The sequence below is a fragment of the Candidatus Tisiphia endosymbiont of Empis tessellata genome, from assembly GCF_964031035.1.
Classification (GTDB): Bacteria; Pseudomonadota; Alphaproteobacteria; order Rickettsiales; family Rickettsiaceae; genus Tisiphia.
The window spans coordinates 1,164,341-1,176,704 of record NZ_OZ034997.1; the positions used below are offsets into that span (position 1 = coordinate 1,164,341).

12 protein-coding genes are annotated in these 12,364 nt (G+C 32.7%); 6 read left to right on the top strand and 6 right to left on the bottom strand.

What is annotated here, in order from left to right; all coding sequences use genetic code 11:
* Positions 1-36: 36 nt before the first annotated feature.
* The 4 genes from topA to AAHM86_RS06100 all read right to left on the bottom strand — a co-directional run bounded on the left by topA (position 37) and on the right by AAHM86_RS06100 (position 6,745).
* Positions 37-2,406, bottom strand: a complete 2,370-nt coding sequence (gene topA / locus AAHM86_RS06085; protein ID WP_342267650.1) for a type I DNA topoisomerase — start codon at positions 2,404-2,406, stop codon at positions 37-39.
* A 2-nt stretch (positions 2,407-2,408) separates the two neighbouring features.
* Positions 2,409-3,548: a DNA-processing protein DprA gene (dprA, locus tag AAHM86_RS06090; protein ID WP_342267651.1), complete on the bottom strand. Its 1,140-nt coding sequence runs from the start codon at positions 3,546-3,548 to the stop codon at positions 2,409-2,411.
* 344 nt (positions 3,549-3,892) lie between these two features.
* A complete protein-coding gene (locus tag AAHM86_RS06095) occupies positions 3,893-4,495 on the bottom strand; it encodes a peroxiredoxin (RefSeq protein ID WP_341747226.1) in 603 nt (200 codons plus the stop codon).
* 480 nt (positions 4,496-4,975) lie between these two features.
* On the bottom strand, positions 4,976-6,745 hold the full coding sequence (locus tag AAHM86_RS06100; protein WP_342267652.1) for an ABC transporter ATP-binding protein: 1,770 nt from the start codon (positions 6,743-6,745) through the stop codon (positions 4,976-4,978).
* Positions 6,746-6,870: 125 nt separating this feature from the next.
* On the opposite strand from AAHM86_RS06100, the gene AAHM86_RS06105 reads away from it, so the two are divergent.
* From AAHM86_RS06105 to secB, 4 genes are all read left to right on the top strand, one after another.
* Complete coding sequence (locus AAHM86_RS06105) at positions 6,871-7,128, top strand: DUF2671 domain-containing protein (protein WP_342267653.1); 258 nt, start codon at positions 6,871-6,873, stop codon at positions 7,126-7,128.
* Positions 7,129-7,239: 111 nt separating this feature from the next.
* Positions 7,240-7,746: a copper chaperone PCu(A)C gene (locus tag AAHM86_RS06110; RefSeq protein ID WP_342267654.1), complete on the top strand. Its 507-nt coding sequence runs from the start codon at positions 7,240-7,242 to the stop codon at positions 7,744-7,746.
* Between the two features lie 558 nt (positions 7,747-8,304).
* Entirely contained in the window at positions 8,305-8,871 is a 567-nt protein-coding gene (gene dcd, locus AAHM86_RS06115) for a dCTP deaminase (protein WP_341747229.1), read from the top strand.
* 28 nt (positions 8,872-8,899) lie between these two features.
* Positions 8,900-9,349 (top strand): protein-export chaperone SecB, encoded by a 450-nt coding sequence (secB, locus tag AAHM86_RS06120; RefSeq protein ID WP_341747230.1) that lies wholly within the window; start codon positions 8,900-8,902, stop codon positions 9,347-9,349.
* Positions 9,350-9,631: 282 nt separating this feature from the next.
* Here secB and AAHM86_RS06130 read toward each other — a convergent pair whose 3' ends face one another.
* Together AAHM86_RS06130 and AAHM86_RS06135 are read right to left on the bottom strand one after the other, a co-directional pair.
* Positions 9,632-9,895 carry a hypothetical protein gene (locus AAHM86_RS06130; protein WP_342267655.1) on the bottom strand — a complete coding sequence of 88 codons (264 nt, stop codon included), beginning with the start codon at positions 9,893-9,895 and terminating at the stop codon, positions 9,632-9,634.
* On the bottom strand, positions 9,879-10,589 hold the full coding sequence (locus AAHM86_RS06135) for an IS110 family transposase (RefSeq protein ID WP_342267656.1): 711 nt from the start codon (positions 10,587-10,589) through the stop codon (positions 9,879-9,881). The genes AAHM86_RS06130 and AAHM86_RS06135 overlap by 17 nt, the downstream gene beginning before the upstream one ends.
* A gap of 545 nt (positions 10,590-11,134) precedes the next feature.
* Between AAHM86_RS06135 and ctrA the strand changes: the two genes are divergently transcribed.
* Complete coding sequence (gene ctrA, locus AAHM86_RS06140; RefSeq protein ID WP_342267657.1) at positions 11,135-11,896, top strand: response regulator transcription factor CtrA; 762 nt, start codon at positions 11,135-11,137, stop codon at positions 11,894-11,896.
* Between the two features lie 96 nt (positions 11,897-11,992).
* The gene (locus AAHM86_RS06145; RefSeq protein ID WP_342267658.1) at positions 11,993-12,343 is read left to right on the top strand and encodes a hypothetical protein; all 351 of its coding nucleotides are present in this window, start codon (positions 11,993-11,995) and stop codon (positions 12,341-12,343) included.
* Positions 12,344-12,364 lie beyond the last annotated feature (21 nt).

Consider the following 12,364-nt stretch of genomic DNA (forward strand, 5'->3'; position numbering starts at 1 on the left):
TTCTTTTTTGTTGTTTTTTTTGCTGTAGCATTCTTTTTAGAAGTTTTTTTTTGCAACTATTACCTGCTTGCCATTATCTTTCTCTTGTTTATTCTTTAACTTATTGTTAATAGCTTCAATTATTTCTACAGCGATCTCTGTTGTTATGGTAAAAGGATCGTATCTTTTTGGTATTGAAATAAACCTATCAAGATATTTAAGATACGGGCCATATCTACCTATACCAAGTATAATCTCTTGTTGAGATTCAGGATGCAAACATAATTTAGCCGGTAACTCAAGCAACCTCATAGCTAAAGCAAGAGTGACATCATTTTGGGCAATAGAAGGTGGCAATGATGCACGCTTTGGCTTTTCACCCTTGGCAACTTGCTCACTAGTCTGTACATATAAACCATATGGACCTTTCTTTAGAAAAACATCAAAACCATCCTTATTTACTCCTAATAGTTTGTTCTCTTCCATAGTAGTAGCAACATCATCACTATTTTTAGAGGTAATTTGTTTTTTGAAAGTACATTCTGGGTAATTACTACAAGCTAAGAATGCTCCAAACTTACCAAGCTTCAGATCTAATTGACCTGTAGAGCAGGATGGGCAAATTCTTGACTTGTTACTTTCTGACTTTTCTCCAAATAAGTGATAATCTAAGGCTTCTTCAACATAAATAATTATATCAGATATTTTCTTTCCACTAACTACTTCTACATTGTTATTAAACCCATCCCAGAATTTTTTTAGTAAAGACTTCCATTCTATTTTACCTTCTGCCACCTCATCTAAATCATTTTCAAGATCAGCTGTGAAATCATATTCCACATATTTCTTAAAAAAACCTGTTAAAAATGTTGTAACTAAACGCCCTAATTCCTCTGGAAAGAATCGTTTTTTCTCAACAACTACATATTTTCTATCTTGCAACACTGATATAATCGAAGCATAAGTAGACGGGCGACCAATACCAAGTTCCTCAAGCCTCTTTACTAAACTAGCTTCAGAATATCTTGGTGGCGGATCAGTGAAATGTTGTGCTGGATTCACTGAATCTGTAATTAATTTCTCTCCTTCTTTTAGCGGTGGTAGAAGCCTATTTTCTTCTTCTGTTTCATCATCTAGACCTTCTTGATAAATTTTATAAAAACCATCAAACGCAATAATTGAGCCATTTGCTCTGCATGTAAATTCTTTATCTTCTGTATCAAGCTGAGCTACTACCAAATCAATAATAACATTTTCCATTTGGCAAGCTACCGTCCTCTTCCAAATTAGGTCATAAAGCTTGTAAAAATCTTTATCTAGTTTATCCTTTAACTTTTCTGGTAGCAGGGTAATATCAGTTGGTCTAATCGCTTCGTGAGCTTCTTGGGCATTTTTAGCTTTAGATTTATAAACTCGCTGGCTAGCTGGCAGATATTTATCCCCAAAATTCTTATCTATCAACTGACGTATTTGCTCAACAGCTTCACTAGCAAGAGTTGTCCCGTCCGTTCTCATATAAGTGATCAAACCTATAGTTTCATTACCTATATCCATACCTTCGTAAAGTTTTTGGGCAATTTGCATAGTCTTCTTAGCAGTAAACCCTAATTTTCTTGCAGCTTCTTGCTGCAGCGAAGAGGTAATAAAAGGTGGTTGCGGTTGACGTTTTTGCTGTTTTTTTTCTATAGAGGCAACATGAAAATTCTTTAGTTTTATTTTCTCGACTAGATCATTGGCAGCTAGTTCATTAGTAATTGAGAATTTCTCTAATTTTTTACCATTAACATGAGTTAATCTTGCTAAAAACGGTTCATTATTACTATTAAGAATATTAAGACTAATATCCCAATATTCTTGCGATTTAAAACGTTCAATTTCGTCTTCTCGTTCGCAAATAAGTCTCAGTGCTACAGACTGGACTCTTCCGGCTGATCTACATCCTGGCAATTTACGCCATAATATCGGTGATAAAGTAAATCCTACCAAATAATCCAACGCCCTTCTTGCTTGCTGAGCATTAACCAAATCAATATCAATCTTTCTTGGGTTTTCAATTGCATGTAAAATAGCTTTTTTTGTAACTTCATCAAATGCTACTCTTTTAAAGAAATCACTAGATTTAACCAAGTTTCTTTCTTTTATTATTTCTGCAACATGCCAAGCAATTGATTCTCCTTCTCGGTCTCGATCTGTTGCTAGATAAACCATTTCAGCCTTGGCAGCATCTTTAGTTATTGCTTCAACATATTTTTCTGCTTTATCTGATATAATATATTTCATAGCAAAATCTTCATCTGGCAGAACTGAACCATTTTTAGATGGTAAATCTCTAATATGCCCAAACGAAGCAATAACTTTAAAACCATTATCTAGATATTTATTTATCGTTTTCGCCTTTGCTGGCGATTCTACTATTACTAATTTCATATTTATTTATAAATTAAAGATATCTTGTTGCCAGGATATCTAGTTATTTTTCCAGCCAGTTCTAGCTCCAGTATTATCATATATATAACCTGCAAAGCTAGCTGCGTTTGATGCAAACAATCAAAATCTATAGGAGTTGAAGATAAAAGCTCCTTAACTTTCATACGCATATCGTTGGTAATTGGATTAGCATATTTTATATCTAACGCTTTAAACTGGTTATTCTCAGCTGAATCATTCGCCACATCCTTAGATTTGCTGACAACCTTAGAAAAATGTGGTAGATTAGTTACTATATCTTGGGTAGATTCCACCATATATGCTCCTTCCTTGATAAGTTTATTAGTACCATGACACCTAGGATCTAACGGAAATCCCGGCACTGCGAATACTTCTCTATTCTGTTCTAAAGCAAACCTTGCTGTTATTAATGATCCAGATTTTAGGCTTGCCTCAATTACTACCGTTCCAAGAGATATACCAGAAATCAATCGATTACGTTGTGGGAAATGTTGTCCAAGAGGTTTTGAACCTATTGGTAATTCAGCAATTATTAACCCCTCTTGCTGAATTTGCTCGAATAATTTAACATTTTCTAGGGGATAGACATGATCAATTCCTCCAGCGATAACTCCTATTGTTTTAGAGATATTAACTTGATGCACTGCCGTATCAATACCTCTTGCAAGTCCAGAAACCATTATATAATCTGCGTCTGTCAATTCCTTAGCGATTCTAGCTGCAAAAGCACGACCATTTACTGAAGCATTTCTTGCTCCAACAATTGCTAAACATCTTTCGTGTGATAATAACCCGATATTGCCCTTATAACTTAGTATAGGCGGGCAATCAAAAATCTCTAACAATAACCTTGAATATTCTAAAGACTTATAGGTAATAATTTTGGCGTTATTCTTTTCCAAAAGCTCAAGTTCTTTACTTGCCTCACTTTGTGAAAATACCTTTACTGGTTTAGAGCGTCCACCTCGCAGTGAGAATTCTTGTATATTTTCAATTGCAGTACTACTACTACCAAATATCTTTATTAAACTCCAAAAAGTCCTTGGACCAACATTTTCACTCCTAATTAGTCTTAGAATATCAATTGTTTCTTTTGTATAAGATACTCGGTTAGTATCCAAAAATAGCTCCTTAAGCATCAAATCTCTTTCTTTGGCTTTAAGCTTACTTTGACATAAATTATCCCTTACGCGAATTCGAGATAAGAATTTGTCAATTCTTATCCCAAATTGGAGTCTCTTAGATGATATTTGCAGTATATAACAAAATTTTCCCCCACTAAGTAAAAAAACAATTAATTTCTAACTAGAGAAGTTTAAAAGCTACAACTAGCGGTAAAAACCTGCATAAACCTATGCGTGTCATATATGGTAATCTCGATGTCATCTCTAGCTACGGTATACGGTACATTGGTGTTCGTAGCTAGGCAATGACATCTACTGATCCGGCAAACCTACTCTATATACTATAATTTTTCTGCATTGGAAGCTAAGTAATCTGCTACTCCTTTATGTGATGGGGTAATACCTTCATCACCTTTATGCCACCCAGCTGGACATACTTCACCATGCTTTGCATTATAGTCTAGGGCATCTATTAGTCTTATTACTTCATCAATATTTCTACCAATTGGCAAATCATTAACTGACAAATGGCGTACTATGAATTCTTCATCAATAACAAAAGTACCACGCAGTGATATTCCATCATCATGAAGTACATTATAACTATGTGAGGCATTTTTATTAAGATCTGCCACCATAGGAATTTGGATATTGCCGACACCACCTTTATTGTAAGGAGTATTCTTCCAAGCCAAATGAGAAAAATGCGAGTCAACGCTTATTGCTATTAACTTTGTATTTCTTTCAGTAAATTCTCCTAATCTATTATTAAAGGCTATAATTTCTGATGGACAAACAAAAGTAAAATCTAGGGGATAAAAAAACAATACAACTTTATGACCCTTAGCATAATTTTTAAGATTAAATTCAGATTCTATACTATTATCAGGCATAATAGCTTTAGCTGTAAAATCCGGTGCAGCTTTTCCAACGAATACTTGCATTTTAAATTCCTTCAGTTTCAAGTGATTAAAAATAATTCTTATGATAACCTTAAGTATCGATGTAGCAAATTAATACTAGGCTCAGTATTATCCTCATTAGGGGTGATATCACCCTAGGCTATTAAACCGATGTCTTACATCGAACTCAAGTTATGATACACAAAATAATAATGTATTACAATACCAAATCTTAAATGAATTAGCAGAGTAATTTAAAAATTGCAATCAATAGTTGAGTGTGTGCCATAATCGGAAATGGTACGAGAACTATAAGTCATGTAATAAATAATCACTCACCTTACGTATACTGCTCGTAAATGAAGAGTTGGTAGACGATAGTATAACTTCAAGAAGAGCTAGGAGTGTCAAAGTCGAGCTGCTAGGCGTACATTAGTACGTGAGCAGCTTCGATCTTTAGACACGACGACGCCAATTCTTGAAGTTCACCGAGTATATAAGGTGAAATAATCAGCAATTTCTTTAAATTATTAAGCCTTTTACTTGTGATTTCCATAGTTTTTTGTACAATTTACTGTTTTTTAGTAATTCCTCATGTTGTCCATCTTCAACTATGCTACCTTCATTAAAAACCAAAATTCTATCCATATTCAACAAAGTTGATAATCTATGAGCTATAACTAATACAGTTTTATTTTGCATTAAGTAATATAGAGAATCTTGTATCAACTCCTCAGTCTTACTATCTAGACTACTTGTTGCTTCATCAAGAATTAATATTGGAGCATTCTTTAATATTGCCCGTGCTATTATTATTCTCTGCCTCTGACCACCTGACAAGTTATTTCCCCTTTCACCACATAAGCTTTGGTATCCTTCTGTTAGGCTCTCAATAAATTCATGTATATGAGCTAGTTTTGCTGCCTCTATTATCTCTTCTAAGCTAGCATCTTTTTTTCCATATCTAATATTATCCATGACTGTCCTATGAAATAGGATTGGTTCTTGCGGTATTATACTAATATTTTCTCGTAAAGAGTCTTGAGTTACATATCTAATATTTTGCCCATCAATTAGAATTTCTCCTTGGTCTATATCGTGCAACCGTGTAATAAGATTAATAAAAGTTGTTTTTCCTGAACCAGAAAACCCTACTAATCCGACCCTTTGTTGACTCAAAATTGTAACGGATTTATTCTCAAATAAATTATTATTATGGTAATATTTAAAACTAACATTTTTAAATATTATCTCACCTTTTGTAACCTTTAGAAGATGGGCATTCTCAATATCTTCTATAATATGAGGTTTCATTAATGATACACTTTGATTAAAAGAACCAAACTCTTCGAACATATCTCCTACTTCCTGCGTTAGATCCCAAATTTCACTACTAACCGTTATAGATAAAGTAAGTATCAACACGCAATCTCCTATAGTTATTTGCATTTGACTACGAAGTTGAGCTAGATAATAAACCATTATAAAAATCATTATAGAACAAGCTATGCCTAGTACAATACGTAGCTTAAACATAAAGAGTTGCATAATTTGTTCATTAACTACAGCATCATCTATCCTTACTTCTAGATTCTGACGTTCAAATTTATGAGAAGTAAACATCCGTATTGCACCAATATTTGCAATTGCATCAACAATACTGCCGGCAACTATTGATTTGCTTCGTGCATAATTTACTGAATATTTGTTTATTCTACTTGAACAGATAACACTAGTCCCTACAAAAACACAAATATGTATAAGGAATATAGTAGCAAATATTTGATGTATCCAGTACATTGTTCCAAGAGCAAAAACAATTATAGCTAGTTTGTATAGAATTTTCTCTCCAAATAAAGACAAAACCATTTCAAAAGATCTAGCCCCTTCAGTAATACGATTGGTAATATGACCAGCAAGGTTTTCTTGAAAAAATCTATGATTATGGTACTGAGTGTAATTATACATTTCGTCTAATATCTGAGCTTTGATATATGGCATAGTTTTTAGATAAATATAATCATAAATTCGCCACATAGTATTTACACATACCCACCAAAATGCATATATTATTGCCCAAAACAACATGGAGGAAGGTAGGTCTTTAACTGTTTCATTAGAAAAAGACTCAATCAAATTTATAATTTTTTGTAGCAACACACTATCAATAGCTGGTATCATTCCCCGTATTATGCATAACACCCCTAAAATAGTTAGTTTAATTCTTCTTTTCTTTAAAAAATAGAAAAATAACCTTATTGCAGACTTTGAAAAATCAAAACCTTCTAACACAGCACACACCTCATTACAAAAAAAACTAATTAGACTAAATAACCTAAATTAATCTAACAACAAACTCTTGCCACCTTATTACTAAACTGTTATAAAAACGTACAGAATATCTGAAGTTGTTTAGAATGAAAGAAAAAAACGTACCTATTTTGAATACTCCAACTAAGAAAACTACAAGCTCATTAGATACTGATAATAATCCCTTTTTTAATGTTAGGTATATTTGTCAATCAACGACTCTAATTACTGAATCTATACAAAAAGGCTTTGATGTTGCACAGTTACCTAATGGAGATATTACAGTTACAGAAATTAAAACAGTAAATGTTCACTATAATTGGGATTCTTTTAAACAAAGATTTGTTAAAGTAAGCCAAAGTTAGCATTATACACTATAAATATATTATTTTTTTGCAAAATATACTTAGTGTATTATAATATGTTATATAATTAAGTGAATCGATTGTGTAATTAATTTAATTTATGGTAATAATATGCTACTTAAGAACATAGTAACCTTCATTGCTGTTACTTTATATTTTAGTCTATCAATATGTTTTGCAACTACCATGCCAAGTAATAACAATCTAGCAGCATCATTAGAAGCATCAGCTCCTACGGCATTAACTGCATCTGTTACAATACTAAATGCTTGGGCAAGACCTTCTGCTACTGTTAGCAAAAATAATAATTCTGCAATATATTTTGAGATTTTTAATGACTCTGACCTCGATTACAATTTGGTAAATGTTTCTTCAGATATAGCTAACAAGGTTGAATTACATAAAAGTTTTGTTGATGAAAAAGGGGTTAGTAAAATGGTAAAACTCGATAAGCTAGTCATCCCAGCTAAAAGTAGTGCTATTTTACAACCGGGTGGTATGCATATTATGCTCTTGGATATAAGAACTATACTAAAAGTTGGTGATAACTTTGATTTATCCTTATATTTCGATAATGGTCTTCAGAAAGTTGTCCAAGTAGAAGTAAAAACAAAGTAGTTAGTCGTTCTTATAATGAATGGATATTTGCCTTATATGCCAGCTATCGTTAACTCTAGTATCGGTAGTCTAGATGTCATCCTACGCTGGCAAAGCTTTCCTTGTTTGTTGTTCCCATTCTTTAGATCATCCGAGTATACTCTTTTGCTCCTACGAATTGTTTTTTGAAAATATCATGGATTCGCATGCTCATCATTCATTTTCAAATCCAATTCTTCAAATCATTTGAGTATATACGTGAATCTCCTACAGTTTTGCGAAACTAATTATTTAAATTAACCTGAATTCGATGTAACAAGTTACATCGAATTCAGTATTATATATAGAAACAATCAGGTGTAGAACCGCTTCAAGAGTGCATTTTTCCTTATAACAAAGCAAGTATCGATATAAGAATTATTAATTCTTATATCGAACTAAGGTTAAAGTAGAAGAATATATAAATATTTTAATGAGGATGCCCTGCTAATTAAAGCTGCTAATTAAAGTTTTAGTACTTTTAATTTTTAACTATATCATTTATATTCGGTAATTTAAACATAGTATGTGTAATTATATATGACCATTATGTCTGATAATTGGATAAGAAAAATGTGTATAGAACACGATATGATTGCACCTTTTACTGATACGCAGGTTAGATTGAATAATTCAGAGAGAATTATTTCTTATGGTTTATCTTCATATGGTTATGATGCAAGAGTCTCGAAGGAATTTAAAATATTTACTAATATTAATTCGGCAATAGTTGATCCAAAAAATTTTGATGAATATAGTTTAGTAGACAGAGAGGTTGATGTTTGTATTATTCCGCCAAACAGTTTTGCCTTAGCAAGAACAATTGAGTATTTTAAAATTCCAAGAGATGTGCTAGTTATCTGTGTTGGTAAATCAACCTATGCAAGATGTGGTATAATTGTTAACGTAACGCCGTTAGAACCGGAATGGGAAGGGCATGTAACATTAGAGTTTTCCAATACTACCCCACTGCCAGCAAGAATTTATGCTAATGAAGGAGCATGTCAATTTTTGTTTTTAAAAGGTGATCAAACTTGTAATATATCTTATGCCGATCGTTATGGGAAATATATGAAACAAAAAGGTGTTACCCTTCCAATAACTTAAAATTTAAAATGTAAAGGACTATATTATTATGAAAGATACTAACCAAAAAGAAATGCCTCATATCGCTGTTAATGCACAATACATAAAGGATTTATCTTTTGAAAATCCAGACGCTCCGAGATCTTTAGTATCTTTGGAACGTAATCCACAAATTGACTTATTCCTAGACCTCAATATTTCTAATTTACCTGAAGAGAATTTTTATGAGGTAGAATTAAGTATAGAAGCTAAAGCAATGAGTGAAAAGCATAGACTATTTATAGTGGACTTAAAATATGCAGGGGTTTTTAATTTAATTAATATAGAGGAAGATCAACACCAAATAATACTAGCAATTCATTGTCCAGCAATGATTTTCCCATTTGCTAGAAAAATTATTGCTGATGTCACTCAGGATGGTGGTTTCCAACCATTGATGATTGACCCGATTGATTTTGGTGCTTTATATCATAAAAAAATGCAAGAAAATGATAATTAACCATTCACCTTACGTATAGCATTTAAAAATTGTAGAAAAGTACAAGACGTCTATTAGCAAGACCACATGAGTGTCGAGGCAATCCACATTCATTATACCTCTTTCGAAACTCTACTTCTGCTGGTGATTTGTACGTCGATGCGGTACTCGAATCCTCACGTACATTAGAGTACGCTGCGGTTCGAGGTGAAGCGTCTCCTTCAAATCCCTCAGCATAAGCGAGTTTTGAAAGAGGTCTATTAGATCAACTATGTTCGCAATAAAAATTTAAATAAATTTGGTTTAAATTTTTATTGCTTCTGCAGAGCTAGTTAAATCACGTAACTTAGCGTTTGCAATCACAATGATTTTACGCATTAATGCTACCATCGCCACCATTTTCTTTTTTCCTCTATTGATCAATTTTTCATAAAATACCTTCAGTTCAGAGTTAGAGTTTCTAGCAGCCATAGCAGCTACAAACAACATAGGTCTAACAAAATTTCGACCATGACCTGTATGTCTATATCCGTTATATCTACCGCTATCATTAGATATTTGGTGCAATACCTACTAATGATGCTATTTGTTTGCGGTTCAATGTACCAAGTTCAGGTAACAAAGTTATAAGCTCATTAGATACTACTGTGCCTATACCGCTAATAGTTTGTAGAGTTTCTTTCTTAGCCTGTAAGAGTTTATCTTTTACTATTAAGTCATCTATTTCTTTAGTAATAGATGCAATTTGTTCTTCTAGTACTTCGATCATTTTAACGCAACTAGACTTGATTAAATCAGCTCTCGGGGACTGAAACCTATTTTTTTCTGCAATCAACATTTGTTTAATATCGTTCCTACGTCCTACTAATTCATACAAGTTTAAAGCTTGCTTAGATTGTACTTTAAATAGCTCTAATCTTTCTGATCGTTCAAAACCATAAAGTGCCAAAGCTTTAGCGTCAAGACTGTCAGTTTTAGCTGCATTACCAAAAGACCTAATAAAGTTTTTAACTTTGCGAGTATTGGCTCTATGTACAGCAAAACCCTGATTGCAAAGCGTTAGTAATAGTTCCATTTCATATCCACCAGTAGTTTCTAAAACACATAATCCAGAACTAATCTCTTTTTTGTAATCCTTGATAAAATCAGCTATTCCATTAGAGTTGTTATTATATTCTTTAGTTTCTTTTTTTCCATGAATAGCAACAACAAAATTGAATTTTCCTATATTAAGACCGATAAAATTATTATATAATAGCATAATACCTCGAAGACTTTTAATGTTTACGATTGTAAGCGGGAGTGCAAAGGCATCCCCATCAACTATTCAAACGTCTCGGGGATTTGGGATAGAGTACCAGTATCTATACGATCTTAAGACCAATTGCTTCACGGTCGCTCACGCCTGCACAGCGATAGTCATTATAAATCATTATTTACATTGACTTTAATATCTATTATATCATACTTTTTACTTACAATTGCTTCGTCGTTGCAAAGCAGCTCTTCGCTAATAGGTGCTAGGCTGTTTTTCCTATGACTTTTAAATTGCCATGGGGGTTATGTGTAAGGTAAGTTAACCATAAAATTATCGAAACAATCAGATGCAGAGCTGTCTCAAATCTGATTGTTTCGATAATTTCACTGAATTTGGGATAAGAATTGACAAATTCTTATCCCAAATTCGCGTTACTTGGATATTATTTTGATAAAATTACTTGCTCTTATAGAGATAAAATGAGAACATAGATGTGTAATAAAGAATAATAAATTAATAATTATAGAAAAGTTAATGGGAGAAATATCATGAGGGTACTGTTAGTAGAAGATAATAGTGATATAGCTAGTTCTATTGAATTAACGTTAGCTTCAGAAGGAATTATTTGTGAGGTGGTGGAGTTTGGTACAGAAGGAATAGAAATAGCTAAAATTTATAATTATGATTTAATTATTTTAGACCTGATGCTGCCAGATATTAGTGGGTTCGAAGTCCTACTGAGATTACGTTCTGCTAAAGTAAAAACACCTATACTGATTTTATCAGGTATTACTACAGTTGATCAAAAAATTAAAGGACTTACGTGTGGGGCAGATGATTATATCACAAAACCATTTAACCGCGAAGAGTTAATTGCTCGTATTTATGCAATTGTTCGTCGTTCTAAAGGACATTCTGAGTTAGTTGTTAGGTTTGACAAGGTAAGTATTCATCTTGATACTAGAATTGTAGAAGTTGATGGAACAAGGGTTCATTTAACGAATAAGGAATATGCTATTTTAGAATTATTAGTCTTACGTAGGGGAACAGTACTGAATAAGGAGATGTTCTTAGACCATCTTTATAGTAGTGTTGATGAGCCGGAAATTAAAATTATAGACGTATTTGTATGTAAATTACGTAAGAAATTAGCTGATGCTGCTGGTGGTACAAATTATATTGATACAGTATGGGGGCGTGGCTATATGTTGAAAGAATATGATGAACAAGAATCACTATTGCATCATTTTCAAGGAGAAGTTATTGAACCATCTCTAGAATCAGAGGTAGAAGATAACAAAGAGTCGTGATATAAAATAAAGGATTATGATTTTGATTATATCGTCTATCAACTCTTCATTTACGAGCAGTATAACAGAAGCTTAATTTAATATAGATAGAGAATTATGATACCTAGCAAGATAGAATTAACTGGTAAAGTCTATATTAAATATGTTGATCCTATACCAGTCCCAAATGTTGGGGATGTTAAGCTTTTATTAAATGATGATGCATTGAGTCTTAACAAAGGAGATTATGATAACTTAAAGTTAAATGGTTATATTAAAGCAAAAATTTTTGATGGACTTGTTTGGCAAAATATTAATATAAGTGAGTTATGTCTTGAAAAAGAACATAAATTTACTAAAAAACAAAAATCTATTGACTCAGCCTTACTGTGCCAAAGTATAATTGAAAAACATCGGGGAGTCACGTTGCACCGAACTTATAGAGGACATTTTACTACTCAAGAATAGACTTCGTAAACAGAGGACTAA

Excerpts from the sequence above, each read along its gene's own strand:
- AAHM86_RS06145 (WP_342267658.1), top strand. The coding sequence starts at position 11,993 with ATGATACCTAGCAAGATAGAATTAACTGGTAAAGTCTATATTAAATAT.
- AAHM86_RS06110 (WP_342267654.1), top strand. The coding sequence starts at position 7,240 with ATGCTACTTAAGAACATAGTAACCTTCATTGCTGTTACTTTATATTTT.
- ctrA (WP_342267657.1), top strand. The coding sequence starts at position 11,135 with ATGAGGGTACTGTTAGTAGAAGATAATAGTGATATAGCTAGTTCTATT.
- secB (WP_341747230.1), top strand. The coding sequence starts at position 8,900 with ATGAAAGATACTAACCAAAAAGAAATGCCTCATATCGCTGTTAATGCA.
- AAHM86_RS06095 (WP_341747226.1), bottom strand. The coding sequence starts at position 4,495 with ATGCAAGTATTCGTTGGAAAAGCTGCACCGGATTTTACAGCTAAAGCT.
- topA (WP_342267650.1), bottom strand. The coding sequence starts at position 2,406 with ATGAAATTAGTAATAGTAGAATCGCCAGCAAAGGCGAAAACGATAAAT.
- dcd (WP_341747229.1), top strand. The coding sequence starts at position 8,305 with ATGACCATTATGTCTGATAATTGGATAAGAAAAATGTGTATAGAACAC.
- AAHM86_RS06135 (WP_342267656.1), bottom strand. The coding sequence starts at position 10,589 with ATGCTATTATATAATAATTTTATCGGTCTTAATATAGGAAAATTCAAT.
- AAHM86_RS06105 (WP_342267653.1), top strand. The coding sequence starts at position 6,871 with ATGAAAGAAAAAAACGTACCTATTTTGAATACTCCAACTAAGAAAACT.